Origin of the sequence: Paenibacillus sp. FSL K6-2862 (genome assembly GCF_038005125.1) — a bacterium.
Taxonomy (GTDB): Bacteria; Bacillota; Bacilli; order Paenibacillales; family Paenibacillaceae; genus Paenibacillus; species Paenibacillus illinoisensis_A.
Window position 1 is genome coordinate 5,318,507 of record NZ_JBBOSN010000001.1, and the last position, 23,896, is coordinate 5,342,402.

The following is a 23,896-nucleotide window of genomic DNA, read 5'->3' on the forward strand; positions in this document are numbered from 1 at the left end:
CTTAGCAGCTTCCCGAATCAGTAACCTGTCCCGGACGGGTCAGATCAGCACGTAAAAATGAAGCAGATGCTGGAGGGAAAATCTCTGCAGCGGGTGCTGCTGGCTCATCTGCGTGCTTCAATTGCTCCGCCTGCTGAGAATCAGGCACCCAGGCAAATACCTCACGAAAAACATCCTGAACCGTATCTACCGGAATGACGCGTAATCCATCCAGATTCTCAAAAATGGACTGCCAGTTTTCGGCGGGAATAATAACGGTCTTGGCTCCCGCCTGAAAAGCAGCCTCTACTTTGGCGAGCACACCGCCAATCGGCTTCACCCGGCCATGAATGCTGATTTCCCCAGTCATCGCTGTCTCATGATCAACAGGACGTCCCTGAATAGCCGAGACAATTGCCGTGGCCATCGCAATTCCGGCTGATGGACCGTCAATTGGCGTTCCTCCCGGGAAGTTGATATGCAAGTCATAGTCATTCGGACGAAGTCCCATGGCTTTTAACACGGTGATCACATTTTCAACCGAACCTTTGGCCATGCTTTTTCTCCGGAGTGTTCGCGAACCGCCTCCAATCTCTTCCTCATCCACCACGCCCGTAATATTGATTCGGCCCTGGTCTCTGAGTACAGGCACGGCAGACACTTCGATCTCAAGTATGGTGCCCATATTCGGACCGTATACGGCCAAGCCATTAACAAAACCAATCTGTGGCTGCTGAGGCACCTTGCGATCCGGACGCGGCTGGATTTGGCTGCTGCCAGCAACCCACTCGACATCCGAGGCCTGAAGGGTCTCTCTTTTTTCTGTGAGTGCCAGTCCGGCAGCAAGCTGAATAATATTCACTGCCTCGCGTCCGTTCGTGGCATATCGCTTGACCACTTCAACAGCATCCGGACAAGGGCTGAAGCCGATTTTTTGAACAGCGTCCTCAGCAATTTTCCCGATCTCTTCCGGCAATAATGGTCTGAAGTATACTTCCATGCAGCGCGAACGAAGCGCTGGAGGCAGTTCATGAGGCGAACGTGTCGTCGCTCCGACAAGACGGAAATCCGCTGGCAGGCCATTTTGAAAAATATCGTGGATATAAGCAGGAGTATGCGTGTCTTCCGAGTTATAGTACGCACTTTCCAAAAAGACCTTGCGATCTTCCAGTACTTTGAGTAATTTATTCATTTGAATGGAATGCAATTCACCGATCTCATCGATAAACAACATGCCCCCATGGGCTTTGGTCACGGCTCCCGGTTTCGGTTGAGGAATGCCCGCAACCCCCATGGCACCTGCCCCCTGATATATCGGATCATGTACTGAACCGATTAAGGGGTCGGCAATCCCGCGCTCGTCAAAACGGGCGGTTGTCGCATCCAGCTCCGTAAACTTGGCATCTGGCTTGAACGGTGATGATGGATTTTTTTTGGCTTCCTCCAGGACCACCCTGGCTGCTGCTGTCTTCCCAACTCCGGGAGGCCCATAAATAATTACATGCTGCGGATTTGCACTGCACAAGGCAGCCTTGAGAGCACGCAAGCCGTCTTTTTGCCCCACGATATCATTGATGGTAGCTGGCCGTGTCTTCTCTGCGAGTGGTTTCGTAAGTGAAATCGAACGCAATTTACGCAGTTTCTCCAGCTCTTTGCGAGACTCACGCTCGACGGCACTGCGATTGGTTTTCTGGCCCCGAAGCAGATTCCAGAAATACAAACCAATCACCACACCAAAAAATAACTGTATCAACATGAAGACCATGCCTAAATCACCCATATCTCAACATCCTCCTGTTCTTCTGACTGTTCCCTACGGAATCATACTAATACATGGTAGTATAGCCGTTTCACCAACAGGTAAACGGTCCAGGCAGAATTTATGGATGTTAAGACACCAAGAGCCCGTCATTGCTGACGGGCTCTTGGTTAAGCATATATGAAACGATCAGTGCGAGCGTCCAGGAATTACTCCTGTTGTTTCATAGGTTTCGACGATTTTATCGATTTCCTTTTTCAATTCCTCTACCATAATTTCCTCAGGCACTTTACGGATCATCTTACCGTGACGGAACAAGAGACCTTCTCCACGAGCACCGGCAATTCCGATATCCGCTTCTTTTGCCTCACCAGGACCATTCACCGCACATCCCAGTACAGACACTTTAATCGGCACCTTGAGTTTGGAGATATACTCTTCCACCTCGTTCGCAATAGAGAAGAGATCAATGTCCAGACGACCGCAGGTCGGGCAAGAAATCAACGTAGCGGCATTCGAAATGAGCCCAAAGGTTTTGAGCAGATCGCGTGCAACCTTGATTTCTTCTACCGGGTCTGCGCTGAGCGAGATCCGCATGGTTGAACCAATACCCATAGAGAGCAGAGCACCCATACCTGCCGAGCTCTTAATTGTGCCCGAGAACAGCGTACCCGCTTCTGTGATTCCCAAGTGTAACGGATACTTAATGATCTGAGCTGCCTTGGAATACGCTTCAATCGCCATCGGTACATCCGACGCTTTCAGTGAAACGATAATATCATGGAAATCGAGTTCTTCCAGAATACCAATGTGATACAATGCACTTTCTACCATAGCATCAGCTGTTGGATATCCGTACTTCTCAAGCAAATGGTTTTCCAGTGAACCGGCGTTAACCCCGATCCGAATGGGAATACCACGTTCCTTACATGCTTTCACGACTTCTTCCACTTTAGCACGTTTACCGATGTTGCCTGGATTAATCCGGACTTTATCGATGCCGTTCTCTATCGCAAGAAGAGCCAGTTTATAGTTAAAGTGAATATCTGCTACAAGCGGAATGTGGATGCGTTTCTTGATTTCTTTAATGGCTGCAGCAGCTTCCTCATTATTTACGGTTACACGTACTATTTGGCATCCTGCCTCTTCCAATCGCAAAATTTCCGCAACGGTAGCCTCAACGTCTGCCGTTTTTGTAGTACACATACTTTGGATAATGACTTCATTACTGCCACCAATCGTTATATTCCCTACTTTTACGGGACGTGTATCTTGTCTTAAATACATGAGTGATTTCTCTCCCCACAACGTCAAAGCTCCACCCTGACAGAGACATGAATTCGCCTTCTGCCAAAGTGGAGAACTGACAAGTCTATATTTCAGAGCTGAGCAAGAGTGCTACCTTCAGTTACGCACTTTCTTCCTGCTTATCGTCCTTCGATTGGCCAAGTTCAGGCACAACTCTTTTCTCAACGACTTCTTCGGTAATCACACAGTTCGTAACATCATCACGTGAAGGCACTTCATACATGATTTCAAGCATGATACCCTCAATGATGGCACGCAAGCCCCGCGCACCTGTGTTACGTTTGATTGCTTCTTTTGCAATCGCGAGCAACGCACCTGGTTCAAACACCAGATTTACATTGTCCAGTTCAAGCAATTTTTGATACTGCTTGGTCAGGGCGTTTTTTGGTTCGGAAAGAATCCGTACCAATGTATCTTCGTCCAGTGGCTCCAAAGTGGAGATGACTGGTAGACGGCCTACAAATTCCGGAATCAGACCAAATTTCAGCAAGTCTTCCGGCAGGACCATACCCAGGTATTCACCCGGTTTGAGGTCTTTTTGTTCCGCAACGGTATTAAAGCCAATAACTTTTTTACCGATCCGGCGTTTGATCATTTGCTCGAGACCATCAAAGGCACCACCACAAATGAACAGGATATTTGTTGTATCAATTTGGATAAATTCCTGATGTGGATGCTTACGCCCACCTTGTGGTGGTACAGAAGCAACCGTTCCTTCCAGGATTTTCAGCAACGCTTGTTGTACCCCTTCACCCGATACGTCACGTGTAATGGACGGGTTCTCGGATTTGCGGGCTACTTTGTCAATTTCATCGATATAAATGATACCGCGCTCTGCTTTTTCCACATCATAGTCAGCAGCTTGAATGAGCTTGAGCAGAATGTTCTCAACGTCTTCACCGACATAACCAGCTTCAGTCAATGAAGTCGCGTCAGCAATAGCAAAAGGAACATTGAGGATTTTGGCCATCGTTTGCGCAAGCAACGTTTTACCGGAACCTGTAGGTCCGAGAAGCAAAATGTTACTCTTTTGCAGTTCAACGTCCTCAATCTTGCTTTGAGTATTAATCCGTTTGTAGTGATTGTAAACCGCTACAGACAAAGACTTCTTCGCTTGATCCTGTCCAATAACATATTGATCCAGAATATCGCGGATTTCTTTTGGTTTCGGTATATCTTTGAGGTCCAGTTCTTCGTCATGACCGAGCTCTTCCTCAACGATTTCGGTGCAAAGTTCGATACATTCATCACAAATGTACACGCCTGGTCCAGCGACCAGCTTGCGCACCTGTTCTTGAGATTTACCGCAAAAAGAGCATTTCAGTTGCCCTTTCTCATCGTTAAATTTAAACATGAAACCACCCCTTTAGGAATTGATCGGTCTGCTGAGCACCTGGTCAATAATGCCGTACGCTTTGGCTTCTTCCGCACTCATGAAAAAGTCACGGTCCGTATCCCGCTCAATTTTCTCAAGGGGCTGACCTGTACGATCGACGTATATTTGATTCAGTTTCTGACGTGTTTTAATAATCCATTCGGCGTGGATTTTAATATCCGCAGCCTGTCCTTGAACGCCGCCAAGCGGTTGGTGAATCATCACTTCGCTATTGGTCAGCGCATATCGTTTACCAGGCGCACCGGCCGTTAACAACAACGAACCCATGCTTGCTGCCATCCCAACGCAAATGGTAGATACATCCGGCTTGATATACTGCATCGTATCGTATATACCCATCCCTGCGGTGACAGAACCACCAGGTGAATTAATGTACAAGCTGATATCCTTCTCAGGATCGTCGGCTGCCAAAAATAAAAGCTGTGCTATGACAAGATTGGCTACATCGTCATCAATCGCACTGGTTAGAAAAATGATGCGATCCTTCAGCAAACGCGAATATATATCGTAAGACCGTTCGCCTCGATTGGTTTGTTCCACAACCATTGGCACCAGACTCATGAGACCAACCTCTTTTCTACATGTAATTAGACATAGGCTACCTGTAAAGCAAACCCAAATTCATTCTAACACGTTCCTGTGACAATGTCATTTTTCACAAGTAGTGTCAAGCATAAGTTAGTTTACTTTTTAGCCTGATCATATTTAACCATGTTTTCTATGTATGTGCAAATCGAAGGAATCCTATGCCGTTTAACCTTATTTTATTTGCATAAGTACATAGGAGCTTGAAACAGCATAACCCTTCCCAACATTATAACCATCCATATTATTACTGAATCATCTATAAAATGGATGCCATAATTTAAAAATAAGGCACGCAATGATTCACGTGCCTTATCCTTTATTCAGCTGCTTGTTGCCTTACAGCTTGTCTTATTTTTCGTCAGATTCTGCAGCAGCTTCTTCAGCAGGAGCTTCAACCGGCTCTACAACTTTGCTGTTCTCAACGAGAACATCGATCGTTTTGCGCAGTTTAACTTCATCGCGAAGGCTGTCGAGGGAACCATTGCCCTCCAGAATGCCACGAATCTCTTCAGCAGGACGCTTGTAGGATTCAGCCATTTTTTCGAGTTCTTGGTTCACTTCTTCGTCAGATACTTCAATGTCTTCCGCTTTACCTACAGCTTCAAGAACCAGGTTGTTGCGAACACGTTTGGAAGCATCTTCTTGCATTTGTCCTCTCAGGTCAGCTTGTGTTTGACCGGAGAAGCTCAGGAACATTTCCAGGTTCATGCCTTGGTTACGCAGGCGGTTGTCAAAATCACGCATCATGTTTTGCACTTCGCTGTCAACCATTGCAGAAGGGATGTCCACTTCAGCATTTTCTGCTACTTTTTCTACTACCGCATTTTCTTGAGCTGCTTTGAACTCATCTGCTTTGCGGGATTCGAGTTGTGTTTTCAGATCAGCTTTGTACTCTTCCAGAGTATCAAATTCGCTGACATCTTTCGCAAACTCATCATCCAGTTCTGGCAGTTGTTTGCGTTTGATTTCGTGTACTTTCACTTTGAATACCGCTTGTTTGCCAGCAAGTTCTGCTGCGTGGTAGCTCTCTGGGAAAGTTACTTCAACGTCTTTGAAGTCGCCTGTGGACAGACCAACAACTTGTTCTTCAAATCCTGGGATGAATGTGTTGGAACCCAGTTCCAAGGAATAACGTTCAGCTTGTCCACCTTCGAATGGTACACCATCAACGGAACCATCGAAGTCGATAACTGCAACGTCACCGTTTTGTGCAGAACCTTCGTCGATTACAACGAGTTCAGCATGACGTTGTTGAAGACGCTCAAGCTCTTCAGTTACTTCTGCGTCTGTTACTTCGCCTTTAGCTACAGCAACTTCGATTCCTTTGTAGTCACCCAGGGTAACTTCAGGTTTCACCGTTACTTTCGCTTTGAACTTGAATGCTTGTCCTTTAGCGAATTGTTCGATATCTACATCCGGACGATCTACCGGGAAAATATCCGTTTGGTCAATAGCTTCTGTGTAAGCTTCAGGAAGCAAAATGTCGATTGCTTCTTGGTACAAGCTCTCTACACCGAAACGAGCTTCGAAAATTGGACGTGGCACTTTACCTTTACGGAATCCAGGCACGTTCGCTTGTTTTACTACTTTATTAAAAGCTTTGTCGAGTGCTGCAGTTACACGATCTGCACCAACTTCAACTTCAAGAACCCCAAGGTTCTTCTCTATCTTTTCCCAAGTTGCTTTCATTGTATACTTTCCCCTCCAAAATTCACATGTTCACGTAGGCGATCACGTACAAAATAACCATTTTAGTATAAACAAGATTACATTCTTTTTCAAGGGGAATCCCTTGATGCGGTTTGAGGTAAACGTTTCCGGCCCTTATTGGCCCCCCAAACCTGCAGAAACAAACTGCTTCATTGAACGATATGCCTGCTCCAAACGGAAGCGCATCGCTCCAGTTACAGCATACATTGAACGGGTATCTTCTTCGTCGTGGGAGCCTCCCAGACTGTCTGCAACGGTCATATGTAGTGCTGCTGCCCATATATCTGTCATGGAATCATTATCTTCCAGCATGGAATCGTAGTCTCGTGTTCCATACACCGCCATGACAAATTGTATCCAAAGTTCCTGTGCAAAATAAAAGAGTGTCGGTTCGTGAACTTCCGTCTGATCGGCCACTCGCTCGAGAATGCGCACGATCTGAAGCGGAAAATCCTCCGGGCGCAGAGGGACCGTATCAATCTCCACTTCAACCTGCTCTTCCCCTCTTGTAAACGTGATGAAGCCCTGCGTACCGCGACGTCGTAAGGTTTGCAACACCCGGAACTGCAACAGTGGATGAAGAGACTTATCGGTCAACCAGCTACTGAGTGCCTCATCGATCTCCGGTAGTTCAAGATAGGCCAGCTGCTCCAATGCAAGCATCGTTTGTTCGGATAGTGGTTCTTCCATTACTGTTCGAAGCAGCTTATCCGCATATCCTTTATCCTGCTCCAACTTGGACCTGGCGTGCTGACGTGCCATATCTTCCTCACTGATTTCCTCTTCTTCTTCTACATCTGGGGCAATAGAGGAATCTTCCGCATAATGAGGGAACGCAGCTTCAAGCCACTCCAGCAGAGCCCGCCATTCATCATAATGACGTTCTTCCTGTCCCTGACATTGCAGCAAGAAGCGGAGCAGATTCATGGCTTCCCCATATCGCTCGTTTTCAAGCATGACAGTTAATTGAATCTGGTAATAGTCCAGCGTCTTAGGAAACAGAACAATATTGTTACTGTGCTCGTTTTCCGGGGTCGTGGATTCCTTGATAGGAGCACCTCCTCTATATCCTCAATCTCCGTCGGAATCAACCATAAATAGATGTATATTAAACGAATGTCGATCTATTTTCTGAGTTCTCCTGATATTCTAACATAACCTTAAATATAATGAAAAAAACGTCCCCTGTCGCCAAACATCATATACGAATAAGTTATTTAAATAAAATGTTTGATATTCATCATTATTTATGATAAAATCATTTTTGCTTGAAAAAATTCATGTCTCAGTAGCTCAGCTGGATAGAGCAACGGCCTTCTAAGCCGTCGGTCGGGGGTTCGAATCCCTTCTGGGACGTATTAAGAAAGAGCTTCCTTCTGGAAGCTTTTTTTTGCGTTCTGGGGATGGTTCGTCGAAGCATCCTCTTCGTTAGCACTACTTCGCAGTCTCGACTGCAAGGAGAGTATCCTTCTGGGACGTATTAAAAAATAGCTTCCTTCGGGAAGCTATTTTTACGTTCAGGGGATATGCTCGCCCAACTTCGTTGCTCAATGTTGACACCGAATGTTATGCTTGTTGGTACACGTATGTATCAAAGTATACATATTAGAAAAAATAAATAACAGGAGATTAACTATGCCATCCTCTTTACATCAACATTCGCCTGATCATGCAGTTGCGGATAACTCTACAGCGTCCGTGAAACTCGGACTTCTCCTTACAGGCATCATCCTGATTGCAGCCACGATGCGGTCGCCCATTACAGCGGCAGGGCCTATCGTTGATTTAATTCGTGCCGATACAGGGATAAGTCATACGATGGCGGGATTGCTCACTTCACTGCCACTGCTTGCTTTTGCTGCAATTTCCCCCTTTGCTCCGCAGCTGGCAAAAAGATTCGGTTTGGAGGCCGCACTGCTGACCGCTATCATTATTGTAACGTGTGGTATTGCACTGCGTTTTTTGCCGTCTGTTCCTGCACTTTTTGCAGGCACAGCCATCCTTGGATGTGGAATTGCACTAAGTAACGTTTTACTCCCCAGTTTGATTAAACGGGATTTTCCATTACGCGTAGGACTGGTTACTGGTCTATACTCCGTATCCATGAATATATGGGGTGCCATCGCCTCGGGAATTAGCGTTCCGGCAGCAGGATTCACCTCCATGGGTTGGCATGCTTCACTTGGAATGTGGGCTGTGCTCTCCATCCTGGCTCTTATCTTGTGGCTGCCTCACGTTCGTAACGGACGCCGCGGAGAAGTCTATGTTGCATCTCGGAATACCGAGAAACCGGTACGACTCATCTCCTCTTCACTCGCTTGGTATATCACGCTGTTTATGGGATTACAATCGTTGATTTTTTACTCCACCATTACTTGGCTGCCCGAAATTTTGTCTACGCAGGGTTTTAACCCATCTTCTGCAGGATTGATGTTGTCCATGATGCAGATGGTCAGCGTTCCAGTGACGTTCGTTATCCCCATCCTGGCTGGGCGGATGAAGGATCAACGCGTGCTGACAGCTATCACCTGTACGTGTCTCATATTGGGGTATGCGTTCCTCTTAAGCGGCATCTCCTCACTGGTTACTGTTGGTGTGGTTCTCGCTGGTATTGGTGGCGGAGCTTCATTTGGCCTGGTTACGATGTTCTTTGTACTTCGGACTGCGGACGCCAGACAAGCGGCAGGATTATCGGGAATGGCTCAATCGTTCGGGTATATGCTGGCAGCGGGAGGCCCCTTGTTGTTCGGACTAATTCATGACTGGACGCATGGCTGGACCATTCCACTGCTTTTGCAGGTTGCACTCGCCATCGTATTGCTGATTACAGGTATCATGGCCAGTAAAAATCGATTAATTGGTAATTCATGAGATAGATAAACTTCAAACGATAAAAAGGGACCCTCCGTGACGGAAGGTCCCTTTTTATCATTAACTATGCGATATGCCATATGCTCATTAAATTTTGCCCAGATGTTCAAGTAGGCGGTACAGAATAACCGATACCTGTGCGCGGGTTGATGTGGCTTTGGGAGCAAATTGATTACCGGTCATCCCTTTAACCAGACCATTCTCTACCGCAAAAGCTACAGCGGATTTCGCTTCATCCGAGATCTGATCTCCGTCTTTGAAATCAACTGATGCCGGTCCTTGTTCCAGTTCCAGAGCATCTGCGATCATTAGAACCATTTCTTCACGAGTCAAGTGTTCCCTTGCACCAGCCTCTTTGCTGCGTACTTCCCAATCAATACCCGTTCCAAAGATTCGATCGAGCAGCGTTGCAAATTCTGCGTGAGTAATGGTGCTATTAGGTGAAAATGTACTTGCATTAATACCTTTAGTGATTTGTTGAGATGCAATTACTTCGATTTCATCTTTAGCCCAGTGATTAATAATATCCCCGAAGGTTACGTCATTTTCCACCGCAGCATATGCTCCTGGCTCTGTAACATTGAACTGCAATTGCCCTTGTTGAGACACATCCGACAATGATGCAGGCTGCCATACTTTTTCTGTTGTTTGGTGGTAAGCAATGACTTTGCGCGGATCTTTCACAGACTTCGCATCATATTTCAAAGTAAGCGTAATGTTGTGCTTAAATGTGTCTTCATCCTGATCAATGGACACGATTGAAGAAACATGCTTCTCATTCTGATTGTCCGCTTGCTCTTTTAATACATGCAGTTTCAAACTGAAGCCGCTTGAAGAGATGTAGTCCGTTAGTGACATTGCAGGAATAGACACATTAAACGCTAGACCTTCAATAACCAAACTTTTGCCAGCTGCTTGAATCTTATCAGCTATAGATTTAATTAATGTTAGTTCCACTTGACTATACTTTTCAAACTCTATAGCGGATAGATCCAGCTTCACTTCTTTTCCATCACCTGCTAATTGTGTATTGATAGCCGTTTCGGATAGTGCAGCTGTAGCTTGGATTGTTCCGTCCGTATTTTTTTTCTCGGTTACGGATGCATCACCTTTTACAGTCGGCGATGGCGTTGGTGTTGGCGAAGGTGCTGAGCTTGATCCACCTGAAGAACCAGAGCCTGGAGATGGTGTGCCAGGATTAGGCACTTGTGGATCAGGATCTTTTTTTACAGTTAAAGCGGTAGATGACGTTCCCACCAATCCTTGAAGATCTTCAATAGTGATTTCCACACTATATTCTCCTGGAAGCAATCCCTCAAGACTAACAGTAAATGCAGCGTCTGATTCTACTTCAAAGTTCCCCTCTTTGATCTTCTTATCAGTAGAGTCTTTGACGATATAGCCGGACTTCAAGGATTTTGTTACGTCAAGATCATAATTCCATCCACTTTTAAGAGCAGGGGCAACAGTGAAGTACAGGTCTTCAACCGTACCTGACAGAGAGTTCGTACCTGTTTGCTGTATTTCCAGTTTTTCAGGCACTTTTACCACTGGTGCTTCTGTTTTCACCAAGAATGGAGGGGTATCCTCTACATACGTTTTGCCGTCTGTACCGTTCGCTGTAATGTCTACTGTATACAAGCCATCAGGGATTTCCATTACTTCTTTTGTAGTGTAATTCACAAAATTACCAGTCCAAGCCAAATTGTATCTTGTATTGGATTTGAAGTTATAATAATCTCCATAAATATATCCAATGTAACCATCCTGGTTAGGACCGGCCTCCATGTCAATTCCATCGAAAATTTCGACCACCGCAAAATTCATAGGGTTATGGAACTCCATCGCTATATTCAACGTATCTAGCGTGCCATCTTCCTTCAATGGATAATGGAATGGATTTGTCTCATTACCATACTTCGTTTCAATGTATTTAACGCCAGCCTCTGTAACATTGAAGTGTGCCACGTACGGTAAGCTGTACGTTTTCGCTCCATGACTGAACTGAAGATACCCTTGGGCTTCTCCAACAGTAGTCACGCCTTTTGGAACCGTAATCGTCACCGTTACCTCTTCTTCTCCATCCAATTCAAAGGATGCCTTATCAACGGAAACCGAGACACCATTAATGGTACGAGTAGGATTAACAGATACAGAATATTCCCCGCCTGTTCCTTTTAGTGACTGAACTTTGAGCGTTTTGCTGACCGTTTTTTCGTCTGTACTTAGGAAGTTGCCGAAATTGACACTACCTGTAATGTTTTCTTTTTCTACTGCCTCGCCGTTTTCAGTATATTTCGTGACATCCATGACTTTAACAAAAGTCTCAGGATCAATCGTCTCTGTGGCCTGTATACGTCCAGCACCTTGATCGAACACATCATAATTCTCTGTATTCAGTACTTTGGCATTGTTCATAAGGGCAACTTTGATATCGAAAGGTGTCCAATCCGGATGTTTTTCGATCAGCAATGCAATCAGCCCGGCTACATGCGGAGTCGCCATGCTTGTTCCTGATTTACGTCCATACGCTTGATCGTAATCCGCTTCAGGCTCATCCTTGCCATACGCAGGAATGGTTGACAGGATGCTAGTTCCTGGTGCAACAATGTCCGGTTTAATGTCCAGTGTTACCTTGGCTGGTCCTCGGGAACTTGAGGAGTTCATCTCATCTCCCTCTGTCATGTCTTTGACGAAATCACTGAAGCTGACTTCAACGCCTTGACCAGCGTCGAGCTGCGCCTTGATAGCTTCTCCATCTTCCTTGCTCATGCTCAGGGTAGGAATAAATTCAAAATCATCGCCCAAACTAACGCCAATTGGCCCAGGAATGTTATTGTAAACAATAACAGCAATCGCCCCAGCCGCTTTGGCATTGGCAATCTTATCAACGAAAGCTAGCTCCCCGCGCTGGATGAAAGCAACTTTGCCGTTCATATCTTTTCCTTCAAAATCAGTTGGTTTGCCCAAGCCGGCGTACACCAAATCGTATTGTCCATTCAAAACCGTTTCCGGATCCTCCGCTAGATTCCAGCCCATCACATCCAGGCGATAGACTGACTCTGTAACGCTTAGTGGATTGGTGTCCGTTTCAGTTGGAGCTGCGACTTCCTCCTCTTCAGCAGGTGCCCCTTCATCCGTACTAGGAATAGTTGTATCTTGTGTTGTATCTTGTGTTGTTTCCAAAGTAGTCTCTGCTTGCTCTACTTGTGGCAACGCATCTTCGCCTAATGATTCAGGCTTTTCAACGGTTGGCTCTTCTTCATCTGGTGTGCTAGCAAGAATGTCTTCCTCTGGATTTTCTGGAGCTTCAGTTCCTGGTGCTACTCCAAGTTCAGGTGATTGCTCAACCTCAGGTGCAGGCAATTCTTCAGGTAGTGTACCTTCACCTTCCTTATCGATCCAAAAATGTGTGTCGGCTGTGATCATCTGACTAGGGCCCGTAGAGTTACCGACTGTGATTGCCATAGCCGATGCTCCCGGAGAACCTAGTGTGTAACGGTTCGGGCCTTCGTTACCACTTGCTACCACTGCAGTCACACCTGACAGCATGGCATTATTGAGGGCAACCGAAGTAATGTAACTTGGATCATTTGCTAAATTCCCCAGTGAGAGATTGATGATGTCCATACCATCTTTGACCGAGCGATCAATTCCGCCCAGGACCCAAGCGGTTTGTCCACTGCCATAAGGCCCTAATACGCGGTAAGCATAGATTTCAGCTTCAGGAGCAATACCAATCACCCCATAATCTCCAGCTTCACGAGCGGCAATTGTTCCTGCTACGTGAGTACCGTGGGATGTATAGTAGGAACTGCCTTTTTCGTTAAACTCGGGCTGTTCAGACACCTTCCACTCTTCTCTTGTTGCTTCATAAGGATCTTCATCATTATCCACAAAATCCCATCCACCCTTATAACCTTCTGTTAGATTAGGGTGCTTGTAGTCGATCCCTGTATCAATAACGCCGACTTTGATACCATTTCCTTTGTAACCCAAATCCCATACTTCCGGGGCACCAATAAACGGAGCTGTATCCTTCATATAGGGATTAACTTCATCATTCTCTGGCGTTAACGCGATTTCAAGGTCAGGATACACACTGACCACACCTGGTATGCGAAGCAACTGTCCCATCTGGCTTCCATTCACTTCAATGGCTACACCATTCAGGGCGTATGCGTACTTTTCCAATACTTCGTGATTGATTTTGTTCTGAGTGAGGCTATGTACAAATGACTGTTGTTGTTGTTCGACCTTCGTCACAGCATTTGTTTCCATAGAGGAGGTAAATGACTTTCCTGAGAGGGTTGATTCGCCTTGCGCTACAGCTACGGGTTTGTTTGAGAGTTCAACGATCACTCTTGTTTTCTCTCCACCTAGACCTTCCAGCCTCTGATCCAAAAAAGGTTTTGCGGCAAGTTTCTCTTCCCGCTGGTCGAGAATCTCTCTCCACTGCTCGGCTTCAGCCTTGGTAGGCAAATTCCTGTCAAGCTGTACTTCTGCTGGAGCGGCTCCAGCCGCAGGCATGATGATGGAAAAGATCATAAGGACACTTAATAGCATGGATATCAATCGTTTATTCAAGGCGATGCCCCTCCTTCTTAATATGAATACCTCACCAATCACTGGGGTCTTGTCCCGAACAAGTACTGCAATACTTGTATAATGTCACCATCCCTTCCGCAAGAAGTTTGACCCATGGTAAATTATTCTACTAAATCATCACAATTCCCTTCTAAATAATTACAAATATGATATAAAAATTACTTATATGGTTCTTGAGTAAGAGGAAAATAAGAGAATTGTATTTATTTGTCGATGAAGATATTGAATTTTAAACTAGTTCATAGGAAAAAAGACCACAATCCTCATTGAAGCATGAGAATCATGATCCCTGCAAGATACAGACATTAAAGAGTAATGACCTTTTAAATTTCATTTAACAAAGTAAATGATACATTCACTTTACTTATCCAGTTTTACAGCCTCCACTCGCAAACGCTTATAATCCGCATAGATGGCATCATCTTTCCAGAGCTTGGGTACTACCATTTTACTCGTTTCAAGGCAAATTCCCTCAATTTGTTCCTTGCTTAGACCAGCAAAATAGTCCCCTCCAAAATGAGCTAACCACCCCTCAATACCCTTCTCCCCATCTTGAAGCTGGGTAGGACGATCGTAATGATAGGCCTGCCGAACCAGGAATCCCTTCTCTTCCAAGAGGGAGCTGTACTCACCGATTGTTGGAAAGTACCAGGGATTGCGATCTGCAGCATGAATTCCTGTCTTTTGTTCGAGCACCGTCTCCAGTGCAGTTACTATGGTCTGAACGTTACCCTTTCCACCAAACTCCACGACCAGGCGTCCGCCAGGCCTCAGCGCATTCCATATACTTTCTGCGACAAGTTCAGGAGACTTCATCCAGTGCAATGCTGCGTTGGAGAAAACAGCATCATAGGGTTTGCTGGCCTCGAATCGGTGTCCGTCCCCTTCCACGAATGTGATTTCTGGGAACTTCTCTCTTGCCCGCTGTATCATGTCCGGAGAGGCATCCATGCCAACCACCTCTGCTTGTGACAAGGCGATTTCGTGTGTCAAATCACCCGTCCCACAGCCTAAATCTAGAATCCGTTCTCCCTTTTGAGGTTGAAGCCATGAAATTAAACTTTTTCCGTATCCCGATACAAAGGCCAATTTGTGATCATACTCCTCTGCCTGCCATTGGTTGATTGATTTCATCGATACCACCGTCGCTTTCGTAATGATAAGTTTATTGTGGCACATCCGGACTTATTATTTAAATATATAATTTCTATCCCATTAATAGTTATAACCTATAAACTTCTGTCCCAGGAGGGATACTCTCCTTGCAGTCGAGACTGCGAAGTAATCCTCTCGAAGCTTATGCTCCGACGAACCATGGGGTTCTCATCACCTGAACGTAAAAAAGCTTCCCGTAGTAAGCTTTCTTGAACGTCCCAGGAGGGATACTCTCCTTCCAGTCGAGACTGCGAAGTAATCCTCTCGAAGCTTATGCTTCGACGATGGGGGTTCTCATCCCCTGAACGTAAAAAAAGCTTCCCGTAGGAAGCTTTCTTGAACGTCCCAGGAGGGATTCGAACCCCCGACCGACGGCTTAGAAGGCCGTTGCTCTATCCTGCTGAGCTACTGAGACAAGTATGTATAAATAAAATTTTTGGCGCGATTTCTATTATACTCGGTTTTCTATATTTTTCAATACTTTTATAAAAAAATTAATAAGTTGCATCCAGTTACATTCATTTACGTATAATTTCATACGCTGCTCAACCGATCGAATACGATCTGGATTCGCAGGCAATATTGTTGATGGCGGGGTTTATACCCCATATACACCATACGGAACATAGACTATTCATTGTCAGCTTGGCTGGGTAATCTTTTGCATACATACCTTTACACCTAAATTCATTCAAAGAAGGAGAGAATTGTTATGAGACAGCTTTTGTCCGCCTTATCCTATTTCAGTATTTTCTTCGCTCCTTTTCTGTTCCCGATTATCATTTGGATTGTTGCGCGGGACAATTATATTGAGGGACATGCCAAACGGGCCTTGTTTTCACACGTTTTCCCGTTTCTCGCTGCCATTCCCCTCTTTTATTTCTTCGTTACCTCTCAGAGCATTGGAGGCGCCATCGGTTATGTCATTCTGTTCTTTGTGATTTATGGATTAAGCTTTATTTATAATATCGTCAAAGGGATTCAAGTCCTTCGTGAGTATGCGTGACTTCCACACCATCCTTACCATTAGATTACATGCAGAAACCCGCCGTTTCCAAAAAAGCGGCGGGTTCTTCATTCCGGTTACTTGTTTCCCTTACGCCATGGATTTCTAAGCGTAGGACGCTTGCTGTTAACGGCGAGCACTTCCCCGGCAAACTCGGTATGATGCGCGTAAAGGTTTCCTTTGTTTTTCTTGAACTTGGAAGCCATTGCTATCACCTCCCCGGAACTTGGTTGTAGTATGCTCCGGGTTAGCTCCTTTATCCATGCTGGAAGATGATTACGCCTGACCAACTAAGTAGCGTTGAAGGGTTGGGCCGAGCAGGCCAAACGCAAACAATTCACTTTGGAATCGCGCTTTATCTTCTCCAGCGGTTATACCTTCACTGTTCTGAAACGCTGTCTCCGTTGCATCCTCAAAAGCAGTGTGCATATTGTTGTTGTACCAATCCAGAACAGCATCCGAATGGTTGCGTACAATCCTTACCACTTCCAATGTGCTTCCAGGCTGAGTTGCCGCCACATATACTAATAAAGAAGGATCTCCTGCGTTCGCTGGTTGTACCTCCACTTCTGCACAAGACAATCCATCCACCTCGGTTAATCTGCGGATCTTGGCATCCTGAATTGCATACATTGTTATCGCTCCTTATCATTTCATATACTTTGTTCGATCTCTCGTCTTGTCTCCGGTGTTCCCAAACGGTAAATCTCTTGATACACCTGCTGTATAGCAGCTTCATATGCCCGATTCACCGATTCTTCAGGTGTATCCGGCCACGGGAATACCATTCCTGGAAAGGCCTCTTCCTCTTTTTCCTGCATCAGGTTGAGGAGTCCCATTAAATGGTCAACTTCCTGAGGTGTCGCCTGAATAACCCATTCATAAGCAGCTGCGTGCTGATCCTGTAAAACGGAACGTCCACCCACAGAAACATAATAGGTTGTTTTGTCCACAGTCCATTCTCTCCTTCACAGGCATGCTGAGGCCGTTGTTCCTAGACATAGTTTCCGAAGAGGACAGACATTTTATGCCTGCTTTCGGCATATATTTGTTACGACTTCTGACGAAAAAGACAACATTCGCTGGCTCCATGCCATGCAACACTCTACAGGATCAACGAATCGACTAAGAAAGGATGAACAACCATGTGCGGTATAACCGGCTTCATACAGTGGAATCGGGATTTGACCCAGGAATCGGAACTGCTGCTCCGAATGACGGACAGTTTGTCGAACCGGGGGCCCGACGCTTCAGGTACATGGATCTCCAATCCTTGTGCATTTGGACATCGCCGGCTCAGCGTAATGGACCCGGAGAACGGGGCTCAGCCCATGCATGCGTTACAGGGAGACACCTCCTATACCGTCGTGTATAACGGAGAACTATACAATGCACCCGAATTGAAAAAAGAGCTGCTTCAACGGGGGCACCATTTCCGTACGCAATGTGATACGGAAGTTCTGCTCGCCTCTTATATCGAATGGGGACCGGCATGTGTAGACCGTTTTAATGGCATTTTTGCTTTTGCCATCTGGGATGGAGGACGCGAACAGGTCTTCATGGCACGTGACCGCCTTGGCGTCAAACCATTGTTTTACAGCAATGCAAAAGACGCTCTCGTATTCGGCTCCGAACCCAAATCACTTTTACTTCACCCGGATGTCGAAGCTGCTGTGGGCCCCGAGGGCCTGGCAGAAGTATTTATCGTAGGTCCAGCCAGGACGCCTGGACATGGTGTCTATTCCTCGTTGAATGAACTCAAACCAGCACATGCGCTCATCTTCAACCGGAATGGAATCCGAACCTACGCTTATTGGAAGCTGGAAAGCCAGCCTCACGAGCATGATCTGGATGAGACTGCCGCAGAGGTAAGACGTCTGCTGCAGGATACGCTCGAGCGTCAGCTCGCTTCAGATGTTCCAGTCTGCTCCCTTCTGTCAGGGGGCCTCGACTCCAGTGCCCTGTCTGCACTGGCCGTAGACTATTACAACCGAACGGGTCAAGGTCAAGTCAGTACGTATTCTGTCGACTACGTGGATAATGCCAAGCACTTTCAGGCGCACTCGTTCCAGCCTGGCGCAGATGGCCCCTGGATCCAGCGTATGGTGGATGAACTGAAGACAGATCATCACTGGATCGAGATTGAGAACGGAGAGTTGGTTCATGCTTTGAATCAGGCCATGTTAGTTCGGGATTTGCCCGGAATGGCGGATGTGGATTCTTCTCTCTATTTGTTCTGTAAGGAAATCAAGAAAGGGGCAACCGTCGCCATCTCGGGGGAGGCAGCCGATGAAGTGTTTGGAGGGTATCCCTGGTTCCATCGGGACGAGATGCTGAATTCGGGAACGTTCCCTTGGTCGGTAGCACCTGACATGCGGGCAGGTTTGTTATCTGCAGACATTCGGGAGTGGATCAGACCACTGGACTATCTTGCTGACCGATATTCGGATGCTGTGGCTGAGGTTCCTTTGCTGGATGGGGAGACCGGAAAGGCAGCACAAATGCGTGTCATGTCCTATTTGAACATCACCCGCTTCATGCCTACCCTACTTGATCGGAAGGACCGAATGAGTATGGGGGCAGGGCTTGAAGTTCGAGTTCCTTACTGTGATCATCGCCTGATTCAATATGTATTTAACATTCCCTGGGAAATGAAAATAACGGGCGGCCGTGAGAAGGGAATCCTAAGAAAAGCGTTAGAGGGTGTATTGCCTGACGATGTTTTATATCGTAAAAAGAGTCCTTATCCCAAAACACATAATCCAGAATATTTGACGGCCGTTAAGCAGCAGGTGCTGGATATCCTAGATGATGCATCTTCGCCGATTCTGCCTTTGATTGACAAGGCCCAGATTCGCAAGCTGGCATCTTCACCTGATGCTTCGTCTAATCTGCCCTGGTTTGGGCAGCTCATGTCCGGTCCACAGCTATTTGCTTACTTGACACAGATTAATTCCTGGTTGCGCACATATAAGGTTGCCATTCGTTAACAGAATGTAGTTTAAAAAGAGGGTGCCTGGTGAATAGCATTTATGCATTCACCTGGTCACCCCTCTTTATTTATTATCGCGTCTTAGTTTAGCCAAAAGCATTATTCAGAAGCATTCCTAATCTCCATCTTACTTTAGTAAATCATCGAGTCATCACAGCGGATTCCGGGTTTCGTTCAAGCAAGCCACGGCCATAAATCTCCCTGAATGGAGAGTCCGTCATATGAATGTATCCAATATAACAGCCGCACTTTTTCATCCTGCAGGGCCGATCCGCAGACAGCTTTTCCAACCCGTCACGGTACAAATGGCCAATAATCCGGCGATCCTTATAACATCTTTTTACATGCCCCGAACCCTGCACATAAAATACCTCCGAGCCGGCCGCACAGCCTTTGCCATAACTCTCATAATCCTGTAAGTTCCCCTCAAACAGAGGATCAATCGACCGCAAATAGGCAACCTCTTCCGGCTCGTAATAATTAGGCTTATCCTTAAAGGCATTGATCCACATGTAGATATCGTCCGGCAGCGCCTCTCTCATGGAATGAATGGCAGGAAATGCACTGCGGAGTCCCACCGTGCCCACACTGAATTCAAGACCCATTTCACGCAAAGTAAGGCATTGTTTAATAAAAGAAGATTCCTTGGTCTCACGAGGATGATAGGTTGCCCAGAAAGCAGCTGTCCCGGAATTCAATTCACGGGCCCAATCCAACTTAACGGAAAGGTTCGTCTGCACAGCAATCTTATGGACGTGGCGCATATGTGACAGCTCAACCATGGCTTCCCTGTACCAACGCCGTACCAGCGCCTCACCATATGGATTGAAGAAAATGGACAATTCGTGTCCAACCTCTTCCTGAGCCTTCACCCAATCCACGAACTGACGTAATTGTTGTTCGTCTGTTTCCAGCGTCTCCTTGGAATCCACAGTTTTGCTAAACGGACAATAGGGACAATCATAATTACAGGACGACAGCTTCCCCCGATAATACAAGGTTGCTCTCATGAGAACACAAACCCTTCCATTTGCTCGCGAATCTCGGCAGATATTAACCAATCTCCAATAGCATCGGAATATCCCAGACCTTCTTCGGTTAAACGCAGCACCTGATGTTCATTCTCCTGCTCAATCACAGCCATTCCCTCTGTCAGCAGTTCTGAGAGCCAGGCGTAATCCGTCATAACTTCACTTCCAAACCGCTGGAGATAATCATCCAAAGTCAGACCTTCCCGATGCAGCAGCGCTTTTAAAATAAATCTGCGTTTCTGCTCTTCCCGGCTCAGCACAATGCCATAATCAGCTACATCGTATCGCTCGGCAGCCACATAATCGGCGATGATGCTCTGGGTAGCCTTATAGCTCACTCCATATTTTGATGCATAATGTACTTCGCTGGTATAGGAACGGGCACCGCATCCAAGACCAACCATGCCTTCCTCCTGGCAGCTGTACGGCAGCAGCTCTTTACTTGCATGCGAGGATGACTCTTTTGCAAATCTGCGCATGGAATACTGAATATACCCCCTGCTTTTTAATGTTTCTCTTGCCGCAGTGTATAGCTCCATGCGAATATCCGGCCCTTGGCGCTGAATATCCTCCGGCTTCACGATTGTATTCTCGCGGGTATACAGCGGATAAATGAAAATCTCTCCCGGCTCATAAGACAGGACACGTTCAAGCGAATACAGCCATGACTCTACCGTTTGGCCGGGCAGACCATAGATCAAATCCAGGTTCAGCAAAGGAAAGTCGTACCGCATAAGCTTCTCCAGTGCGCGCTCTACTTCCAGTGGTTTCTGAGGGCGATAAATTGCTGCAGCCTCCGCTTCAATAAAGCTCTGAATCCCCATACTGACGCGGTCCACGCTGCGTTCCTTCAGTAACGCAAGCTTCCCTTCAGTCACGGTGTCAGGCGAGGTTTCTATTGAGATGGAAGCATGGGCGGGATCAAGTCCCATCACATTTTCCGCAATGTCAAACAAACGGTTTAACTGAACCTCATTCAGCAATGTTGGTGTCCCACCCCCAATGGCAAACCTCGAATACGGTCTGCGTGAAGTGAGGGGAGCCCATTGCTTCGCCTGGCGTTCCAGTGCATCCACATAACGTTCATGTGTATCGTCACGCCGGTCAGGCAAAGTGAACAGATTGCAGAATCCGCAGCGGGCAGCGCAAAACGGAATATGCATATATAAAAAATACGTGTCGGTATTCTCACGTTCCCACAAGGGTCCCAAGGGCAGCGGCGGGTTCAATTCCCGATATGCCGTCTTATGCGGATAAGAGTATAGATAAGAGCGATAAGGTAAAGTCAGCACTTCCCTAAGACCTGTAGTCGTATTGGATCCGGACGCTGCGGAATGACCTGTTGTTGTAAACTCAGACGGATTATCCATCGGTTTCCTCCTGTCTCCGGTTGTTTTCATTCACAATTAAATGGTTGCAATGCATGCTATAAAACAAATTCACGATAAGGTACATTCCAGACAACCTCATGCGCCAATCGGTGTCCCTGATACCCATCTTCGCCATAAGCTGTTCCATGATCCGAAAATGCAAGACAGAACGTAGGCCGCGAACGCTCCCGCATAGCATCAAACAAGGGCCCCAGAGCCTGATCCACATACCGAAGAGCAGCCCGTTGAGTCTCAACAGAGTCCTCCCTTGCCCCTACCACAAAATAGCGATTGGGACCATGAATGGCCGACACATTCAAAAATAGAAATATTTTCTCATCCTGTGGTATCTGTTCAAGCAGCTTCAATGCGTGCTGGACCTGATGCTCTGTCGAGCGAGGATTGGTAACTCCAAAGGTCATTCGCCAATAACTCTGCTGAAAGTAACCAGGCAGCACTTTGGCCAGCGGATTCTTTTTCGTGAAAAATATGACTCCACCTATACAGATTGTGCGGTATCCTTCCTCTGCCAAACCAGATACGATATCCGGTGTATCAAACAGCCAGGTATGCGGATGAGTCTTCAATCCGGTATTACGGGAATGAAACAGCCGGACATGCGAGGCCTTGTCCGTATTGGCGGGCGTAGGCATGAAACCACCAAAAAAGGCATGATGTGCTGCATATGTAAAACTTCCTGGGGTATGCCGTTTCTCCCAGGAACCCGATCCGCACAGATTGGGACAATTCACTTCCTCCTGCTTCGCTACGTCATATCTTAACGTATCCAGGGTAATCATTAACAGATCATGGGAGCCAACAATGGTGTTCATATCAGGCATGTTCGCAAGGCTCCTTTCGCAAAATATCCATCTCCCACTCATATGTTCCAAGTCCGTTTCGCTGTACGTGGTACAGCAGATCACCGAATGGATTCACATCCAGAACATAGGCACGCGGGTTATCCCCGCCACTGAGCATGACATCAATGCCTGCAGACCATGAATTCGGAAATGCAGCCATCGCTGTTTGGGCAGCGGTTTGGACCAGGCCCAGCCTGTAGCCGTCCACTCCTGCTTCCTCGGGCAGCATCCGCTCGTTGCGTAAATGCAAATTCGTTATAGGCGTCTGGCTCAGCCTTACAATCGCATGACCTGCATGACCGCCAGCTACAAGCTGACGAATATCAAATACACGCGAGCCATATGAAGCCTTGGCCATCCACCGTTCAATTTGAGCCCCTTCTGCACATAACCAGTCCATCAGAGTCTTAATTTCCTCCCTGCGGGTGTACCTCTGCATGCGGCCTTCGTTGTAGAAAATCGGCCTGCCCTTAACCACTGCCATCCCCACAGTGGTAACAGCTATCTCTGCACCCGTTAGCGGGTTGACCTGATAGGCAACAACGCCTGATGCTGCCGAGCCACAAGCAAGCTTAACAAATACCCGGTACATGCCTGAGGCCTGCATGGCTGCGCGCAGATCCGAATAGCTCAATATTCGCTCAGGAGATTGGAGAACGGGAGGGACATCAACGCCGTGAGCCGATAAATGCTGTTGGCATTTCCTTTTGTCAAACATGGTAGCAATATCTTCTGGATCGTTCAGGAATCTGGCAGAAGGCCACCATTCACCCGCTTCCCTTCCAATTCGCTTCAGACAGCCTTTCCAGCCATTAAACCACTGGGCAGGTGCATAGATACGCCCCCAATCCTGCCGCAGCTCAAGTGCCTCCTCTGCCGTAAATGACTCTCTGCTGAATGGTTCAGTGTTGGGTTCCCCATCCTTCGCACCAAGAGATAACAATTCCCGCTCCACATCCCATTGCTCCCCCGGTGCATCAATTCGAATCAAGGGTGCCGCTTCCGCTGTAACCTTGCGTTGTAAACTTTGATTGACAAGGTCGGCCAGGGACCCACCCTGTCTCCAGGTCTTAAGCAAGTCGACATAGGGTAGCACTTCAGCAGGGCTCAAGCCACATTGCAGCCTTGCCTGCTGGAGGCCTTTGGTTCTACGATTATCCGGGTTTCCGATCAACCAAAATGGCCGTTCTTTGTGCCACTCACTGCTATGGGATTGGAGTCTGTGATCTGCTGTTTGGTTTGTCTTAACGCCTGACATCC

General features: G+C 46.8%; 18 protein-coding genes and 2 tRNA genes. 4 read left to right on the forward strand and 16 right to left on the reverse strand.

The features are described from left to right. Position 1 precedes the first annotated feature (1 nt). The 6 genes from lonB to MHB82_RS24055 all read right to left on the reverse strand — a co-directional run bounded on the left by lonB (position 2) and on the right by MHB82_RS24055 (position 7,697). Positions 2 to 1,759 carry an ATP-dependent protease LonB gene (lonB, locus tag MHB82_RS24030; protein WP_095361414.1) on the reverse strand — a complete coding sequence of 586 codons (1,758 nt, stop codon included), beginning with the start codon at positions 1,757 to 1,759 and terminating at the stop codon, positions 2 to 4. A gap of 168 nt (positions 1,760 to 1,927) precedes the next feature. After that, positions 1,928 to 3,025 (reverse strand): flavodoxin-dependent (E)-4-hydroxy-3-methylbut-2-enyl-diphosphate synthase, encoded by a 1,098-nt coding sequence (gene ispG / locus MHB82_RS24035; RefSeq protein ID WP_095293293.1) that lies wholly within the window; start codon positions 3,023 to 3,025, stop codon positions 1,928 to 1,930. Between the two features lie 121 nt (positions 3,026 to 3,146). Then, complete coding sequence (gene clpX, locus MHB82_RS24040) at positions 3,147 to 4,400, reverse strand: ATP-dependent protease ATP-binding subunit ClpX (protein WP_095361413.1); 1,254 nt, start codon at positions 4,398 to 4,400, stop codon at positions 3,147 to 3,149. A 12-nt stretch (positions 4,401 to 4,412) separates the two neighbouring features. After that, a complete protein-coding gene (gene clpP, locus MHB82_RS24045; protein ID WP_091001992.1) occupies positions 4,413 to 5,003 on the reverse strand; it encodes an ATP-dependent Clp endopeptidase proteolytic subunit ClpP in 591 nt (196 codons plus the stop codon). A 375-nt stretch (positions 5,004 to 5,378) separates the two neighbouring features. Further along, positions 5,379 to 6,719 (reverse strand): trigger factor, encoded by a 1,341-nt coding sequence (gene tig / locus MHB82_RS24050; protein ID WP_341176032.1) that lies wholly within the window; start codon positions 6,717 to 6,719, stop codon positions 5,379 to 5,381. Positions 6,720 to 6,854: 135 nt separating this feature from the next. Beyond that, positions 6,855 to 7,697 (reverse strand): hypothetical protein, encoded by an 843-nt coding sequence (locus MHB82_RS24055; protein ID WP_341176033.1) that lies wholly within the window; start codon positions 7,695 to 7,697, stop codon positions 6,855 to 6,857. A gap of 325 nt (positions 7,698 to 8,022) precedes the next feature. On the opposite strand from MHB82_RS24055, the gene MHB82_RS24060 reads away from it, so the two are divergent. Both MHB82_RS24060 and MHB82_RS24065 read left to right on the forward strand, forming a co-directional pair. Next, positions 8,023 to 8,096, forward strand: a tRNA-Arg gene (locus MHB82_RS24060). 279 nt (positions 8,097 to 8,375) lie between these two features. Then, on the forward strand, positions 8,376 to 9,611 hold the full coding sequence (locus MHB82_RS24065; protein WP_341176034.1) for a CynX/NimT family MFS transporter: 1,236 nt from the start codon (positions 8,376 to 8,378) through the stop codon (positions 9,609 to 9,611). Between the two features lie 87 nt (positions 9,612 to 9,698). Here MHB82_RS24065 and MHB82_RS24070 read toward each other — a convergent pair whose 3' ends face one another. From MHB82_RS24070 to MHB82_RS24080, 3 genes are all read right to left on the reverse strand, one after another. Then, complete coding sequence (locus MHB82_RS24070; protein ID WP_341176035.1) at positions 9,699 to 14,198, reverse strand: S8 family serine peptidase; 4,500 nt, start codon at positions 14,196 to 14,198, stop codon at positions 9,699 to 9,701. A gap of 381 nt (positions 14,199 to 14,579) precedes the next feature. After that, positions 14,580 to 15,353, reverse strand: a complete 774-nt coding sequence (locus tag MHB82_RS24075) for a class I SAM-dependent methyltransferase (RefSeq protein ID WP_341176036.1) — start codon at positions 15,351 to 15,353, stop codon at positions 14,580 to 14,582. Positions 15,354 to 15,715: 362 nt separating this feature from the next. Continuing rightward, positions 15,716 to 15,789, reverse strand: a tRNA-Arg gene (locus tag MHB82_RS24080). Positions 15,790 to 16,086: 297 nt separating this feature from the next. Between MHB82_RS24080 and MHB82_RS24085 the strand changes: the two genes are divergently transcribed. Further along, positions 16,087 to 16,380, forward strand: coding sequence for a DUF4870 domain-containing protein (locus MHB82_RS24085; protein WP_095293284.1), 294 nt, complete (start codon positions 16,087 to 16,089; stop codon positions 16,378 to 16,380). Positions 16,381 to 16,457: 77 nt separating this feature from the next. Here the strand turns inward: MHB82_RS24085 and MHB82_RS24090 are convergent, their stop codons facing one another. From MHB82_RS24090 to MHB82_RS24100, 3 genes are all read right to left on the reverse strand, one after another. After that, positions 16,458 to 16,586 carry a hypothetical protein gene (locus tag MHB82_RS24090; RefSeq protein WP_255248063.1) on the reverse strand — a complete coding sequence of 43 codons (129 nt, stop codon included), beginning with the start codon at positions 16,584 to 16,586 and terminating at the stop codon, positions 16,458 to 16,460. Positions 16,587 to 16,656: 70 nt separating this feature from the next. Continuing rightward, the gene (locus MHB82_RS24095; protein ID WP_095361407.1) at positions 16,657 to 17,013 is read right to left on the reverse strand and encodes a hypothetical protein; all 357 of its coding nucleotides are present in this window, start codon (positions 17,011 to 17,013) and stop codon (positions 16,657 to 16,659) included. Positions 17,014 to 17,033: 20 nt separating this feature from the next. Then, a complete protein-coding gene (locus MHB82_RS24100) occupies positions 17,034 to 17,333 on the reverse strand; it encodes a hypothetical protein (RefSeq protein WP_183524909.1) in 300 nt (99 codons plus the stop codon). A 192-nt stretch (positions 17,334 to 17,525) separates the two neighbouring features. On the opposite strand from MHB82_RS24100, the gene asnB reads away from it, so the two are divergent. Further along, the gene (asnB, locus tag MHB82_RS24105) at positions 17,526 to 19,370 is read left to right on the forward strand and encodes an asparagine synthase (glutamine-hydrolyzing) (protein ID WP_110756361.1); all 1,845 of its coding nucleotides are present in this window, start codon (positions 17,526 to 17,528) and stop codon (positions 19,368 to 19,370) included. 142 nt (positions 19,371 to 19,512) lie between these two features. Here asnB and MHB82_RS24110 read toward each other — a convergent pair whose 3' ends face one another. The 4 genes from MHB82_RS24110 to MHB82_RS24125 are packed head-to-tail and all read right to left on the reverse strand — an operon-like array spanning position 19,513 to position 23,894. After that, a complete protein-coding gene (locus MHB82_RS24110; protein ID WP_341176037.1) occupies positions 19,513 to 20,382 on the reverse strand; it encodes an STM4011 family radical SAM protein in 870 nt (289 codons plus the stop codon). Further along, positions 20,379 to 21,773, reverse strand: coding sequence for an STM4012 family radical SAM protein (locus tag MHB82_RS24115; RefSeq protein ID WP_341176038.1), 1,395 nt, complete (start codon positions 21,771 to 21,773; stop codon positions 20,379 to 20,381). Before MHB82_RS24115 ends, MHB82_RS24110 begins: the two co-directional genes overlap by 4 nt. A gap of 56 nt (positions 21,774 to 21,829) precedes the next feature. Next, on the reverse strand, positions 21,830 to 22,615 hold the full coding sequence (locus MHB82_RS24120; RefSeq protein ID WP_341176039.1) for an STM4013/SEN3800 family hydrolase: 786 nt from the start codon (positions 22,613 to 22,615) through the stop codon (positions 21,830 to 21,832). Further along, complete coding sequence (locus MHB82_RS24125) at positions 22,608 to 23,894, reverse strand: STM4014 family protein (protein ID WP_341176040.1); 1,287 nt, start codon at positions 23,892 to 23,894, stop codon at positions 22,608 to 22,610. Before MHB82_RS24125 ends, MHB82_RS24120 begins: the two co-directional genes overlap by 8 nt. Between the last annotated feature and the right edge of the window lie 2 nt (positions 23,895 to 23,896).